This is a genomic window from Litorivita pollutaquae, assembly GCF_003205515.1.
Taxonomy (GTDB): Bacteria; Pseudomonadota; Alphaproteobacteria; order Rhodobacterales; family Rhodobacteraceae; genus Litorivita; species Litorivita pollutaquae.
Genome location: NZ_KZ826487.1, coordinates 22,318 through 35,775 on the forward strand (window position 1 = coordinate 22,318; position 13,458 = coordinate 35,775).

13 protein-coding genes are annotated in these 13,458 nt (G+C 57.5%); 5 read left to right on the forward strand and 8 right to left on the reverse strand.

Translation table 11 applies throughout. The features are described 5' to 3' along the window. Nucleotides 1-56: 56 nt before the first annotated feature. The 6 genes from DI396_RS12120 to DI396_RS12145 form a co-directional block, all read right to left on the reverse strand. Complete coding sequence (locus DI396_RS12120) at nt 57-1,091, reverse strand: phosphotransferase family protein (RefSeq protein WP_110796491.1); 1,035 nt, start codon at nt 1,089-1,091, stop codon at nt 57-59. 14 nt (nt 1,092-1,105) lie between these two features. Further along, nucleotides 1,106-1,774, reverse strand: a complete 669-nt coding sequence (locus DI396_RS12125; RefSeq protein WP_110796492.1) for a histidine phosphatase family protein — start codon at nt 1,772-1,774, stop codon at nt 1,106-1,108. 81 nt (nt 1,775-1,855) lie between these two features. Continuing rightward, nucleotides 1,856-3,058, reverse strand: a complete 1,203-nt coding sequence (locus DI396_RS12130) for an acetyl-CoA C-acyltransferase (protein ID WP_110796493.1) — start codon at nt 3,056-3,058, stop codon at nt 1,856-1,858. 49 nt (nt 3,059-3,107) lie between these two features. Next, entirely contained in the window at nt 3,108-4,037 is a 930-nt protein-coding gene (locus DI396_RS12135) for an SDR family NAD(P)-dependent oxidoreductase (protein WP_110796494.1), read from the reverse strand. Then, nucleotides 4,034-4,501 carry a MaoC family dehydratase gene (locus tag DI396_RS12140; protein WP_110796495.1) on the reverse strand — a complete coding sequence of 156 codons (468 nt, stop codon included), beginning with the start codon at nt 4,499-4,501 and terminating at the stop codon, nt 4,034-4,036. Before DI396_RS12140 ends, DI396_RS12135 begins: the two co-directional genes overlap by 4 nt. Nucleotides 4,502-4,503: 2 nt before the next feature. Next, nucleotides 4,504-5,322, reverse strand: coding sequence for an SDR family NAD(P)-dependent oxidoreductase (locus tag DI396_RS12145; protein WP_110796603.1), 819 nt, complete (start codon nt 5,320-5,322; stop codon nt 4,504-4,506). A 581-nt stretch (nt 5,323-5,903) separates the two neighbouring features. On the opposite strand from DI396_RS12145, the gene DI396_RS12150 reads away from it, so the two are divergent. The 5 genes from DI396_RS12150 (at nt 5,904) to DI396_RS12170 (ending at nt 10,907) form a co-directional block, all read left to right on the forward strand. Further along, nucleotides 5,904-7,139, forward strand: a complete 1,236-nt coding sequence (locus DI396_RS12150; RefSeq protein WP_110796496.1) for a branched-chain amino acid ABC transporter substrate-binding protein — start codon at nt 5,904-5,906, stop codon at nt 7,137-7,139. Between the two features lie 75 nt (nt 7,140-7,214). Next, nucleotides 7,215-8,147, forward strand: coding sequence for a branched-chain amino acid ABC transporter permease (locus DI396_RS12155; RefSeq protein WP_110796497.1), 933 nt, complete (start codon nt 7,215-7,217; stop codon nt 8,145-8,147). Continuing rightward, nucleotides 8,144-9,415, forward strand: coding sequence for a branched-chain amino acid ABC transporter permease (locus tag DI396_RS12160; RefSeq protein ID WP_110796498.1), 1,272 nt, complete (start codon nt 8,144-8,146; stop codon nt 9,413-9,415). The genes DI396_RS12155 and DI396_RS12160 overlap by 4 nt, the downstream gene beginning before the upstream one ends. Then, nucleotides 9,412-10,188, forward strand: coding sequence for an ABC transporter ATP-binding protein (locus DI396_RS12165; protein ID WP_110796499.1), 777 nt, complete (start codon nt 9,412-9,414; stop codon nt 10,186-10,188). The genes DI396_RS12160 and DI396_RS12165 overlap by 4 nt, the downstream gene beginning before the upstream one ends. Next, nucleotides 10,185-10,907, forward strand: coding sequence for an ABC transporter ATP-binding protein (locus tag DI396_RS12170; RefSeq protein WP_204362848.1), 723 nt, complete (start codon nt 10,185-10,187; stop codon nt 10,905-10,907). Before DI396_RS12165 ends, DI396_RS12170 begins: the two co-directional genes overlap by 4 nt. A 53-nt stretch (nt 10,908-10,960) precedes the next feature. On the opposite strand, the gene DI396_RS12175 is transcribed toward DI396_RS12170, so the two are convergent. After that, nucleotides 10,961-11,230 carry a chorismate mutase gene (locus DI396_RS12175; protein ID WP_110796501.1) on the reverse strand — a complete coding sequence of 90 codons (270 nt, stop codon included), beginning with the start codon at nt 11,228-11,230 and terminating at the stop codon, nt 10,961-10,963. A gap of 393 nt (nt 11,231-11,623) precedes the next feature. Continuing rightward, nucleotides 11,624-13,261 (reverse strand): long-chain fatty acid--CoA ligase, encoded by a 1,638-nt coding sequence (locus DI396_RS12180; RefSeq protein WP_110796502.1) that lies wholly within the window; start codon nt 13,259-13,261, stop codon nt 11,624-11,626. Nucleotides 13,262-13,458: the final 197 nt, after the last annotated feature.

The following is a 13,458-nucleotide window of genomic DNA, read 5'->3' on the forward strand; positions in this document are numbered from 1 at the left end:
GAGGGTGTGATGGAAAAAGGGCGCTACAATTGCCGCGCCCTGTGCTGTGCCTTGGATCAGACGGTTTTGGCCGCCGCAAGCCCGTGCGCGGCAAATCGCGGCACTGCGGCGCCGAGTTTGAGCGCATGTTCGGGGTTCGACGCATTGCCATCAAGGGCGCGTTTGTAGACGCCTTGGATGATGCCGCCCATGCGGAACAGCGTGAAGGCCAGATAAAACCCGAACTTGTCGATTTCGCCAATGCCGCGGCGTGTGCAATAGGCCTCGATAAATTCTTCGTCCGTCATCAAACCTTCGGCCTTGCGGTCGATGCCTGCCAATCCGCGCCCTTCCGGACCGGGCGGCATGCCCCATTGCATGATCACGGCAGCCAGATCGGCATAGGGATGGCCCGTTGTCGACAATTCCCAATCCAGCACTGCGGCGCATGTCGGGCCGTCGGGCGCAAACAGCATATTGTCGATGCGGTAGTCGCCATGGACCAAAGTGCGTTGCCCGTCATCGTCAGGAATATTGCCATCGAGCCAAGTGATCAGATCTTCCATCGCGGGGATCTGATCGGTTTGCGACGCGCGGTATTGTTTGGTCCAACGGTCGATCTGGCGGCGGTAGTAATTGCCGGTGGGTCCGTAATCGGACAAGCCCGTCGCATCGAGATCAATGTCGTGGATCGCGGCCAACACGCGGCCCATCTCGTCCAAAATCGGGCGCCGGTCATCCACGGGGATTTCCGGCATGTCGGGCAGGTTGAGATTGCGGCCCTTCACCTCGTCCATCACATAGAACATCGAGCCGATAACATCATCATCCTCGCATAATACATGCATTTTGGCGACCGGCACGTCCGAGCCTTGCAGGGCCGATTGCACGCGAAATTCGCGGTCAACCGCATGGGCGGATTTGAGCAAAACACCGGGGGGTTTGCGGCGCAAAACATAATTGGCCTTGGGGGTCGTGAGGCGGAAGGTCGGGTTGGATTGCCCAACGTCGAATTTCTCGGCCTCGATCGGGCCTTCAAAGCCTTCCATATTGGCGGTCAACCATTTGGCCACGGCCGTTGTGTCGAGCTTGGCGGGGTCGGGTGTCGTCATGTTCGGCCCTTTTCTTAGCTATAGGTGAGCATCGGATCGGCGTTGGATGCATGGATATGTGGTGTCTCGTTATACCCATGCAGGTAGAAACTATGCGGCGAAAACACGAACCGGTTCACCGCGCAGTTTTTCATTTGCAGTTGGAGTTTGATTTGCTGGGCATCGGGCGCATCAACGCAGGCCGCCAGCATTTGGCCAATGGCCCCGCCGGACGAAACCGCAAGGACGGACTGCCCCGCACCAGAGATCATCGCTTTGCGGGCCTCCTCGACGCGGGCGGTGAAGGCCTCCCATGTTTCGGGCGGGTCCACGACTTCGCCTTTCTGCCATGCCAGAACCGTATCGCGTAGGGTGCGAAAATGGCTTTTGCGTTCGGTGTGCATATGTTCGGGCGGCGGTGTGTGGCGGTAGTGCGCGTTCAACAGTTCTTTGAAATCAAATTCGTTAAGGCCCGTATGAATCATGGCCGGTGCGGCCTTCAATCCCATGCCGCGTGCAATGCCTTCATAGGTTTCGCGGTGGCGGCGTTGTGCGCCAATGAAAAACGCATCGGGCCGCACGCCTTGGGCGGCCAATGCCTTGCCCAACTCGAATGACTGCTCGTGGCCGAGGTCGGAAAGAACGTCGTAATTGGCGGCGCCGAAAGAGGCCTGCGCATGGCGGACGACGATAAGCTCGGGCATGAATAGTCTCCGATAGAAAGAGGGGTATTGAGAAGGGAAGGGGCCGCAACATTGCCGCGACCCCCTTTGGTGATCGGATGCCTAGAGAACCTCGAAGAGGCCCGCAGCCCCCATGCCGCCGCCGACGCACATGGTCACAACCACGTATTTCGCGCCGCGACGTTTGCCTTCGATGAGCGCATGGCCAACCATACGCGCGCCGGACATGCCGTAGGGGTGACCGACAGAGATCGCGCCGCCGTTGACGTTGAGGATCTCATCAGGAATGCCCAAGACGCGTTGGGATTGCAAAACCTGAGAGGCGAAAGCTTCGTTCAACTCCCAAAGGCCGATGTCGTCCATTTTCAAACCATGCGCTTCGAGCAGTTTCGGCACCGCGTAGATTGGGCCAATGCCCATTTCGTCCGGCTCGCAGCCCGCAGCCATCACACCAACATAGCGGCCAAGCGGTTGCAGCCCGCGTTTTTCGGCTTCTTTGGCTTCCATGATCACCGAGGCCGACGCGCCGTCCGACAATTGCGATGCGTTACCGGCGGTGATGAATTTGCCTTCCTTGATCGTCTGGCCGTCTTTGAACACCGGCGACAGCGATTGCAGGTTTTCCAAAACGGTCGAGGGGCGGTTGCCTTCGTCTTTGGCCAAAGTGACTTCTTTGAACGAAACCTCTTTGGTTTCTTTGTCCATCACGCCCATATTTGTGGTCAGCGGCACGATTTCATCGTCGAATTTACCGGCCTCTTGCGCCGCAGCGGTGCGTTGTTGGCTGCGCAGAGCATAGGCGTCTTGGTCTTCGCGCGACACGTTGTAACGCGCCGCAACGATTTCAGCGGTTTCCAGCATCGACATGTAAAGTTCGGGTTTGTTTTCCTTGATCCACGGATCACCCGCGCGGTCGGTGCGCATGTTCTGGTTCTGCACCAGAGAGATCGATTCCACGCCGCCGCCGATGCAGATCTGCATGCCGTCATGGATGACCTGTTTGGCCGCCGTCGCAATCGCCATAAGGCCGGATGCACATTGGCGGTCCATCGACATGCCGGCGATGCTGGTGGGCAATCCGGCGCGGATCACGGCTTGGCGGGCGATGTTGTTGCCTGTCGACCCTTGCTGGATCGCGGAGCCGACCAAACAATCGGAGATTTCCGAGCCGTCAAGGCCGGCGCGCGAAACCGCATTCGATACGGCATGGCCGATCAATTCTTGCGCTTGGGTGTTGTTGAACGCGCCGCGATAGGCTTTGCCGATCGGGGTCCGCGCGGTGGAGACGATGACTGCGTCACGCATGAGTATATTCCTTAGGTGTTGTGAATGGATGTTGTGAATTTCGCGGTGATCATTTGCTTGGCAATGTGATGCCACGGATCGCGGCAGCCATCTGAGCATATTTGCCGGTTTGATCGAAGGCGCCGGCCATTTCTTTTTGGCCCTCCGGATTGCGGATGTCGTCCATACGGTCGAGGATGTTATCGACGTCAAGTTCATCATCGCCAAAAGCAACGCCTTGGGTTTCATAGATCTTGGTTTCGGCAAAGCATCCGCCACCGGCCCCGAGGATCATTTTCGTGGGCGCGCCCTCGGCGACCAAAGCCAAAAGACCCGGCGTGATGGTTTCGGGGCGGAGCAATTCCAAGACCTGCTGCGGCAGCAGACCTTCGGTCATCCGTGTCGCGGCCGTCGGGGCCAAGGTGTTGATCTTGATGTTATGTTTTGCGCCTTCTTGGCACAGAACGTTCATCAATCCGACAACGCCCATTTTCGCGGCGCCGTAATTGGATTGGCCAAAATTGCCATAGAGGCCGCTGGCCGAGGTGGTGTAAACGATGCGGCCGTATTCGCGCGCGCGGAAGTGGTCCCATAGGGCTTTGGTGGTCACGACCGATCCCATCAAATGCACATCCAGCACAAGGCGGAAGTCGGGCAACTCCATCTTCACAAAGGTTTTGTCGCGTAAAATCCCCGCGTTGTTGACCAAAATATCAACATGGCCCCATTCGGAAATTGCCTGATCGACCATGTCTTTGACTTGGGCCTCATCGGTGACATTGGCGCCATGGGCGATGGCCGCGCCGCCGGCATCACGGATTTCCTTGACCACGGCTTCGGCCTGCGCCGAGGATGATCCCGTGCCGTCGGTGGCAACGCCCAAATCATTGACCACAACCTTGGCCCCGCGCGCCGCAAGGCCAAGCGCATGCGAGCGCCCCAGCCCGACGCCCGCGCCGGTCACAATGGCAACGCGGCCGGTGAAATCTACTTTGCTCATGTGCTTGCTCCTAAATAGCGACGGCCCAACCATTCTGCGACGACCGCGGGTTTCTCTTGGTTTTCGATCTCGACGGTCACGGCGAAAGTGGTTTGAATTTCACCTTCGCGGATATCGTCCAAGGCTTGCAACACAAAGCGGCCGCGCACGCGCGATCCGACTTTGACCGGCGAGACAAAGCGCAGTTTGTTCATGCCGTAATTGACGCCCATCGCAACGCCTTCGAGAGAGGGCATTTCATAAAGCATGGCCGACATCAGCGAGACGGTCAGGAACCCATGCGCGATTGTCGTCCCGAAGGGGGAGTGCGCCGCAGCCTCGGGATCCACATGGATGAATTGATGGTCGTGGGTGCAATCGGCGAATTGGTCGATCTGATCTTGGGTGATCGTATACCATTGCGACACGCCGATTTCCTTGCCGACAAAGGCTTCGTATTCTGCGCGGGTGAGTTGCTTTGCCATGATTATAGATCCTCGTTAAACAAAGAGCCGGGGGCGTTGGATTGCATGCCGCCGGACAGAGGCAGGATCGCGCCCGACACATAGGCCCCGCCGCGCCCGCATAGATATTGCAGCGCCCCGGCGACGTCTTCGGGGCTGCCGACGCGGCCCAAAGGCACGCCCTTGGCGGATTCGGCTTTGCCCTCTTCGGTGCCGAGCGCAAAGGCGGTCATTTTCGACACGAACGGTCCGGGCGCGATGGCGTTGACCGTGATGCCTTCGGGGGCGAGATCGTTGCTCAACACGCGGGTCATGTGATGCACCGCGCCTTTGGACACGGCATAGGAATAGGTGGATGTGCCTTTGGGAATGTCGCCCATCACCGATCCGACATTGACCACGCGGGCGGGGTCTTCGGCGGTGCTGGCGGCTTTCAATAGAGGCAAGAGTTGTTGCGTCAGGTGGAACATGCCTTGAACGTTGAGCGACAGCAGTTTGTCCCACGCCTCATAGGGGTGTTCACCAATTGGGGCGCCCCATGTGCGGCCTGCGTTGTTCATCAGGATGTTGAGTTTGTCCGTGCGCGATTGCACCTCGGCCACCAGCGCGTCAATGCCCGCTTCGGTGGCGACGTCGCCGCCAAAGCCTTCGACGCTGCCCGCCACACCAGAGGCGTTGATCTCGGCGGCGACGGCTTCACATGCATCGGCCTTGCGGCTGGCGATGAGAACGCGCGCGCCCGCTGCGGCCAGACCTGTCGCGGCCATACGGCCAATGCCGGTGGCCCCGCCGGTGACAAGCGCCACCTTTCCTGTCAAATCGAAAAGGGCGTTGGGGGTCATGGTGTTCATCGTTTAAAATCCTCTTGCGGTGGCAAGGCGTGCGGCATGATCGCCGTCATCGCCAAGCCATTTTGCACCCACGCGGGCGCGTTTCATGAAAAAGCCCATGCCGAACACATCGGCACCCCGGGCGGGCGCTGCTCTTTATGATAGATTTTGTTATGGTTGATCTTGATTTGTGCGGGGGGCAACCCTGCGCCACCGTATACTTTCGGCCAACTGGGCGCGGTCATCTGGTTCGCGGCTGCCTGCGTCCAATTACGTTGCGTCCCGGAGGCGAAGTTGAAGTTACGTCCCCCCCAACAGATGGCATTGTCTGTCTCAAGAGGGGGTGCCGCAGCCTCCTGTGCAGAGCCGCGATTGTCCGCCCCGCATGAGGTCTCGATCCAATCGCGAATCTGGGCCCGAAACGCCTCTAAATCTTGATCAAACTCCACTCGCCGGCTCCTCCCTGCAGGTATTGTTTCGCAGTGCAGAATAGAATTTCACGGATCTATTGACAAGCGGGCTTGTTTCGACATTTGATCAACCACAGGAAGCGCCTGAAAAAAATGGGCGGTTTTTAATGGGAGGACTATAATATGAAATTGATGAAATCTGCGGCGCTCGCAGCCGCGATGGCCTTGGTTGCCGCTGGCGCATCTGCTGACACGTTGAAAATTGCGGTCATTGACCCCTTTTCCGGCCCCTTTGGACCCTCGGGTGACGCGGCGCTGAAAGAGTGGACCTTCGCGGCCGATATGATAAATGCCAAGGGCGGTATCGTCGGCCAAGAGATCGAAGTCATCGGCTACGACAACAAGGTAAACCCAAAAGAATCTCTGGTTCAGTTGCAAAAGGCCCTCGATAAGGGCGCGCGCTATATCGCGCAGGGCAATGGATCGGCTGTGGCATCCGCTTTGATCGATGCGATCTCCAAGCACAACAAACGCAATCCGGGCGATGAGGTCATGTTCCTCAATTACGCTGCGGTTGACCCGTCGTTCACCAATGATCGCTGCATGTTCTACCATTTCCGTTTCGATGCCGATGCGGATATGAAAATGGCGGCTGTGACCGATTGGATCAAAGACCAGGACGATATCAAATCGGTCTATATCATCGGTCAGGATTACTCTTTCGGTAAGGCCGTTGCGGCCTCTGCTGTTTCGGACCTCGAAGCCAAACGTCCCGACATTGAGATCGTGGGCAACGAGTTGCATCCGCTCGGTAAGGTCAAAGACTTCACCCCCTATGTGCAGAAAATCATCGCCTCCGGTGCGGATGCGATGATCACGGGCAACTGGGGCGCGGATATGGTTTTGCTTGTTAAAGCCGCGATCAGCTCTGGGTTCGAAGGCCCGATCCTCACCTATTATGGTGGCTCGCTTGGTGCGGCTGTGGCGATGGGGGAAAGCGCGGTTGGCCAAGTGAAGGCGATCGTTGAGGGCAATACCAACCTTGAAACCACACCAGAGCAAAACGCGTATATCGAGGCCTTCGAAGCCGCATATCCGGACAACAACTATTACTACCACCGGATTCACAACGCGATGAACATGTTCAAAATGGCGGCAGAGAAAGCCGGCAGCACGACCCCTAAAGATGTCGCGTTTGCCTTGGAGGGTCTGGAGTATGAAAGCCCCTATGGCAAAATCACCATGCGCGCTGACAACCACCAGCTCCTGCAGCCGATGTTCGTTTCGACCTTCTCCGACAACGTGAAGCGCGGCGTGGAAGATTTGCCTTTGGGTTGGGTTGCAGGCGACGAAGATCGCATCGAAGCGGAAGCCACGGCACTTGAAACCACTTGCAACATGGAACGTCCGGCCAAGTAAGCCGCCGTCGTCTGTTATGTAAATCAGGGTGTCGTGCGCTGGCCGTGCGGCACCCTCTTTTCTAGAGAGGTTTCCATGGAAACGTTCGTACCCTCGCTCTTGAACGGGGTGATTTACGGCCTTCTGTTGTTTATGCTGTCCAGCGGTTTAACGTTGATCTTCAGCATGATGGGAGTGTTGAACTTCGCCCATGCCAGCTTTTATATGCTTGGCGCCTATTTTGCCTATACAATCACCCAAAGCACCAACTTTTGGTTCGCCCTGATCCTTGCCCCGATTCTTGCCGGATTGGTTGGCGCCGGAGTCGAAAAATGGGGGTTGAGAAAGGTACATGCCAACGGCCATGTGGCCGAGTTGCTGTTCACCTTCGGCCTTGCCTATCTGATTGACGAGATCGTCAAAATTATCTGGGGCCGCAATGCGGTCAATTACCGGATCCCCGAGGCCCTCGATTTCACAATCTTTCGGCTCTATGGCTCGGATTATCCCGCTTACCGTATCTTTATGCTCTTCGTGGCGATTTCGATGCTTGTTGCGCTGTGGTTCTTGCTGAAAAAAACCCGTGCGGGCTTGATCATTCAAGCTGCGCTGACCCATCCACATATGGTCGGGCACCTTGGTCATAACGTTCCACGGATTTTTATGACCGTATTCGGCGCCGGTTGTGCGCTTGCCGGTTTGGCGGGTGTGATCGGTGGCAATTACCTTGTGACCGAACCGTCGATGGCGGTCCTGATGGGGCCGATCGTTTTCGTGGTCGTCGTGGTGGGGGGCATGGGCAGCCTCGAAGGGGCATTTATTGCCTCGATCTTGTTGGGCCTGTTGCAAACCCTTGCCATATCCGTGGACACCACCTTTGGTGAAATCTTCGGATTCCTGGGTCTTTCCGGAACCAGCGAAGTCGGCAGCATTTCGATTGCCTCCCTCGCTCCGATGATCCCCTTTCTAATGCTCGTTCTGATCTTGATGATCCGCCCGCGCGGCTTGATGGGAGACCGTGAGTTTTGACCGATATCACACAAAAATACGCAAACCTGGCGCCGACTACAGCCCAGAAATTCCGCCAACGCGTGCTGCCGTTTCTGGCGCTGGCTGTCGTGTTGGCGATCATTCCCATGTCTGGCCCTTCGGGGACGGCCTATACCTTGCTCAACGTGATGGGTATCAACATCGTCTTCGCCTTGAGCTACAACATGTTGCTTGGCCGCGGGGGCCTTTTGTCCTTTGGCCATGCGGTTTATTTCGGACTCGGTGGTTTTGCCGCCGTGCATGCGATGGATGCAATCGGGTCGGCAGAGAGCGGCTTTTGGGCGAATTACCCGATCTTCTTCTTGCCGGTCATCGGATTTGCAGGCGGGGCATTGGCGGGCGCGGTGATTGGTTGGCCGTCGTGTAAACGCGCGGGCACCCCCTTTGCCATGATCTCTTTGGGCATTGCCGAATTGATCGCGGCGGCGGGCTTGATGTTCGGGTCGATCTTTGGCGGTGAAGAAGGCGTCACCGGCGATCGCATGGTTGGCCACGAAGTCTTTGGCCTTTCATTGGGTCCGACATCGGAGGTTTATTGGTTCATCGCCTTTTGGACCTTTGTCGGCGTTGCGGGCATGTTTGCCTTTACCCGCACACCTTTGGGCAAATTGTCCGAAGCCACGCGCGACAACCCCGAGCGGGTCGAATTCATCGGGTATAACCCGACGCGGGTGAGGTATCTGGTGTTTATCTTTGCAGGGGCTTTTGCCGGTTTGTCCGGCGGCATGGCGGCTGTGAACTACGAGATTTTCACACCCGAAGCATTGTCGCTCGTGCCGTCCGGTTTGGTCCTTCTGATGGCCTATATCGGCGGGATCCGTTACTTCACCGGTCCGATCCTCGGTGCGATTTTATTGACCTATATGCAATCCATGCTCTCGGATTTTACCGAAGCCTGGCTTTTGTATCTTGGCTTGCTGTTCATCTGCATCGTGATGTTTGCCCCCGGCGGTTTGGCGGGTGTTCTCTATGGCTTTACCGATGCGTTGCGGGCTGGAAAGCTGGGTGAGGTAATCGGCCGATGGGCCGGTCAAGCCATCGGCTCTGCTCTGGCGCTTTTTGGCATGATCATTCTGGTCGAAGTTGCCGTGCATTGGTCCAACGGTTTCGGTGAAACCTTTGAACCTTACGGGCTGCACCTGACCTTTGGTAATCCGCTGACGTGGGTGTTGATCGTTGTCCCGGTGGTCGCCGGCATCGTGATCTTGCGCCGTTTGGCCAATACAGAAGAAGGGGTGATCGCATGAGCGAGAACGCACTTTCCCTCAAGGGCCTGACCAAAAGTTTCGGTCCGGCCAAGATCATCCAAGGCGTTGATCTGGATATCAAAGCCGGTGAACGTCATGCGATCATCGGGCCAAACGGGGCGGGCAAATCCACCCTCTTCAACCTCATCTCGGGGCTTTACACCCCGACATCGGGCAGCGTGAAGTTGCGCGGTGAAGAGATCGGCGGAATGGCACCGTTCAAGATCAACCGCAAAGGCCTGTCGCGCAGCTTTCAGGTCTCGAATATTTTCGCAAACATGACCGTGCGCGAAAATGTCCGGTGCGGCGTGCTCTACTCGATGGGCTATGGGTACAGCTTCCTGCGCAATATCGGGAACCTCAAGGAAGTGTCGGAAAAGACCGCCGAAATCCTTGAGAGCGTGGATCTGATCGATAAGGCAAACTTGCCTGCTGTCCTTCTGCCCTATGCGGATCAACGCACGCTCGAGATCGCCATTACCATCGCAGGCGGGGCCGATGTGATCCTGCTCGACGAGCCGACGGCGGGCATGTCCCATTCGGAAACCGATCGTGCGGTGGATCTGATCACCAAAGCCACCGAAGGCAAAACCCTTGTCATCGTTGAACATGACATGGGCGTGGTTTTCAACTTGGCGGACCGGATTTCGGTGCTTGTCTACGGCGAGATCATCGCCACCGGCAAACCCGAAGAGGTGCGCGGCGATCCCAAGGTGCGCGAAGCCTATTTGGGTGATGAGGCCGATGGTCTCGATGAAGGAGACGCAGCATGAACACAGCAGGAGCCACGGAGCCAATGCTGAAGGTCAACGACCTGCACGCATTTTATGGCAAAAGCCACGTTCTGCGCGGCGTCAACATGGAGATCATGCCGGGCGAGGTGATTGCGCTTTTGGGGCGCAACGGCGTAGGGCGTTCGACCACGGCCAAAGCGATCATGGGCGAGATTGCCCCGCGCGGTGAAATCATCTTTAAGGGCGAAGTGATCTCGGGGCTTGAAAGCCACAGGATCGCGCATCTCGGTCTTGGCTATGTGCCCGAGAGCCGTGATATCTTCCCGGCGATGACGGTGCGCCAAAACCTGATCCTCGGGATTAAGAACATGAAGGCGCCGGGGAAATATTCGGTGGATGACATGCTTGATATGTTCCCGAACCTGCGGGCGCGGGCCGACAATCCGGCGGGTGTTCTGTCAGGCGGGGAAAAGCAGATGCTGACCATGTGCCGGACCCTGATGGGCGATCCTGAATTGATCATCATTGACGAGCCGACCGAAGGCCTTGCGCCGAAAATCGTTCAGCAGATCGGTGATATGATTGCCGAAATCGCCAAAACCGGGGTGTCTATCTTACTGGTCGAGCAAAAGCTGTCGATTGCCCTGCGCATCGCGGACCGCGTTTATGTGATGGGCCACGGCGAGATCGTCTATGGCGGCACACCGGACGAGTTCAAAGCCCGTGATGACATCAAAAAGGAATGGTTGGAGGTCTAGCCCCCAATCTGCCCACACAAGGCCCCGCCCGAAACGGCGGGGCCTTTTGCGTTTTAGGAGCCGCCCAAGTGTACGGCTTCGCGGGCGATGGCCCATTCGATCAGATCGCGCCAAAGCACTTCGGCCAACTGCGGGTCCAGCCCCTGTGCTTGTGACAAACGGCGCACATTCTGCACCACTTCTTCGACGCGGTCGGTGGTGCGCGCCGGTAGGTTTTCTATTTTCTTGAGGTCAACGGCGCGGTCGATATAGGTGCTGCGCTCGGCCAAGAGCGCAATCAAGTCTGCGTCGATATTGTCGATCTGCGCGCGCAGGTCTTTCATGCTGTCGCATTGTTTTGGGGGTGTTCTGGACATCGGGTTTGCGCTCGCATTTGGGCTCCCGCGCTCTGCGGCGGGCGTGCGGCGGCGACCCTAGGCGGGTCCCCCGTTGAGGGCAAGGCGGATGCGGCGGTTTGATCTGTCGGGCGGCGTCAAGATAAAGCCGGCCGAACCGTTATGCGCGATGATTTTGTCGGGTGTTTTGTGCGGCGCGCTGCGACTAAATATCTCCATGAACGGTCCCGAGCCGCGCGCAACGGGCTGCAAAGACCGGCGCCTGACGGTCAGATCGGGCCATCAACGAGATGTGCGATGGACTACGGGCAGCCGGCGCAGGGTACGGACATAAAAAGGGCGCCACATCGGGCGCCCTTTGTCTTAAGCTATGATCGGTGATCAGCCGCGCATATCCGGCAAAACATAATCCGCCAACTGCTTACGCAGGTTCAGCTTGGACACTTTGCCCGTTGCCGTCATCGGCAATTCTTCGATCCAGATGATATCATCCGGCAATTGCCATTTGGCGAAATGTTCAGACATATGTGCGTGCATTTCCTCGATACTCGGGCGCTCTTCCCCTGCGGGAATGGCGACCAGAACCGGACGCTCATCCCATTTCGGATGCGGCATGCCGATGGCGGCGCAATTGGCGATGGCCGGATGCGACAAGGCGGCATTTTCCAGGTCAATCGAGGAAATCCATTCGCCGCCCGATTTGATCAGATCCTTGGCACGGTCCTGAATGGACATGACGCCGCCGGGGCTGATCGTTGCGACGTCGCCGGTGCCGAACCATCCCTCTGCGTCCATGGCTTTGGCGGTTGCTTCTTCGTTATTGTAATAGCCCGAAACAACGGCATTGCCGCGTACATAAAGTTCGCCGACCGCTTTGCCATCACAGGGTAGAACATTGCCGTCTTCATCGACGATTTTCAATTCGACGCCAAAGAGGCGGCGGCCTTGGGTCTGTTTGAAATCAAGGCGTTCTTTGAGGGGGGCATCCTTCAGCGTGCCAGGCAATGCGCCATGCGTGCCGACGGGGCTCATTTCGGTCATGCCCCATGCGTGAACAACCGATACGCCCATTTTCTCAAAGGATTCGATCATTGACCGTGGCGCGGCGGCACCGCCAATCGCCACGTCCCCAAAGCCCTTGGGCTTGCGGCCTTGGGCGTCGATTTCTGCCAACAGGCCCATCCAGATGGTCGGAACACCCCATGCGGAAAACACCTCTTCGCTGTCCATCAGTTTGAACAGGCTCGGCCCGTCCATCGCCGGACCCGGGAAAACGAGCGACGCGCCCACCAGCGGCGCGGCATAGGGCAAACCCCATGCGTTGACGTGAAACAACGGCACAACCGGCATGATCCTGTTGCCCTCACCAAAGGTGTTTTTCAAGGTCACCGAAATCATCAGCGCGTGCAACACATTCGAGCGATGCGAATAAAGCGCGCCCTTCGGGTGGCCCGTGGTGCCAGACGTATAGCACAGCCCCGATGCGGTGTTTTCGTCGAGCAATGGCCATTCGATCTCGCTGGATTGTTCCGCGATCAACTCTTCATAGCACAGCACATTCGGCAATTTCGTATCCGGCATATGCGCCCGGTCGGTCATGATCACATAGGTCAGGTCCGCCGGAAAATGCGATTGCAGGGCTTCCAAAATCGGCACGAATGTCGTGTCGACAAAGATCACCTTATCTTCGGCGTGATTGACGATATAAATCATCTGTTCGGCCGAAAGACGCGGGTTGATCGTATGGCAAACCGCGCCAATGCCGGAAATCGCGAAATAGAGTTCAAAATGGCGATAGCCGTTCCACGCGAGTGTCGCCACACGGTCGCCCATTTCTATCCCGCGTGCCAAAAGCGCGTTGGCCAATTGGCCCACACGATCACGGACTTCGGCGTAGTTGGTGCGGTGAATGTCGCCCTCGGTCCGTACGGACACGATATCCGCCGTTGGAAATGCCTCGGCGGCATAGGTCAAAATATCGGAGATCAGCAGCGGACGCTGCATCATCATACCTAGCATAGTCTCCTCCCAGTAGACTGTTTTTACTGAGGTCACGCTAGCGCGATTGCCGGGCTTTCAAAAGAATATTCGTGCGTCTTTTCCCGCACGGACGTTGCGTTCTTTGCTCTGCGCCAAGACGTTGCGAAACTTGCCTCTATATGCGGCTTTTGCTGGATTGCTGCGGGGCGCCCCGCCTATGGTGGGCCGCAGAGGTC

Bases quoted from the DNA above. Each gene is read 5' to 3' on its own strand.
- DI396_RS12145 (WP_110796603.1), bottom strand. From the start codon at position 5,322: ATGACCCCCAACGCCCTTTTCGATTTGACAGGAAAGGTGGCGCTTGTC.
- DI396_RS12165 (WP_110796499.1), top strand. From the start codon at position 9,412: ATGAGCGAGAACGCACTTTCCCTCAAGGGCCTGACCAAAAGTTTCGGT.
- DI396_RS12170 (WP_204362848.1), top strand. From the start codon at position 10,185: ATGAACACAGCAGGAGCCACGGAGCCAATGCTGAAGGTCAACGACCTG.
- DI396_RS12135 (WP_110796494.1), bottom strand. From the start codon at position 4,037: ATGAGCAAAGTAGATTTCACCGGCCGCGTTGCCATTGTGACCGGCGCG.
- DI396_RS12175 (WP_110796501.1), bottom strand. From the start codon at position 11,230: ATGAAAGACCTGCGCGCGCAGATCGACAATATCGACGCAGACTTGATT.
- DI396_RS12180 (WP_110796502.1), bottom strand. From the start codon at position 13,261: ATGCTAGGTATGATGATGCAGCGTCCGCTGCTGATCTCCGATATTTTG.
- DI396_RS12125 (WP_110796492.1), bottom strand. From the start codon at position 1,774: ATGCCCGAGCTTATCGTCGTCCGCCATGCGCAGGCCTCTTTCGGCGCC.
- DI396_RS12140 (WP_110796495.1), bottom strand. From the start codon at position 4,501: ATGGCAAAGCAACTCACCCGCGCAGAATACGAAGCCTTTGTCGGCAAG.
- DI396_RS12150 (WP_110796496.1), top strand. From the start codon at position 5,904: ATGAAATTGATGAAATCTGCGGCGCTCGCAGCCGCGATGGCCTTGGTT.
- DI396_RS12155 (WP_110796497.1), top strand. From the start codon at position 7,215: ATGGAAACGTTCGTACCCTCGCTCTTGAACGGGGTGATTTACGGCCTT.
- DI396_RS12130 (WP_110796493.1), bottom strand. From the start codon at position 3,058: ATGCGTGACGCAGTCATCGTCTCCACCGCGCGGACCCCGATCGGCAAA.
- DI396_RS12120 (WP_110796491.1), bottom strand. From the start codon at position 1,091: ATGACGACACCCGACCCCGCCAAGCTCGACACAACGGCCGTGGCCAAA.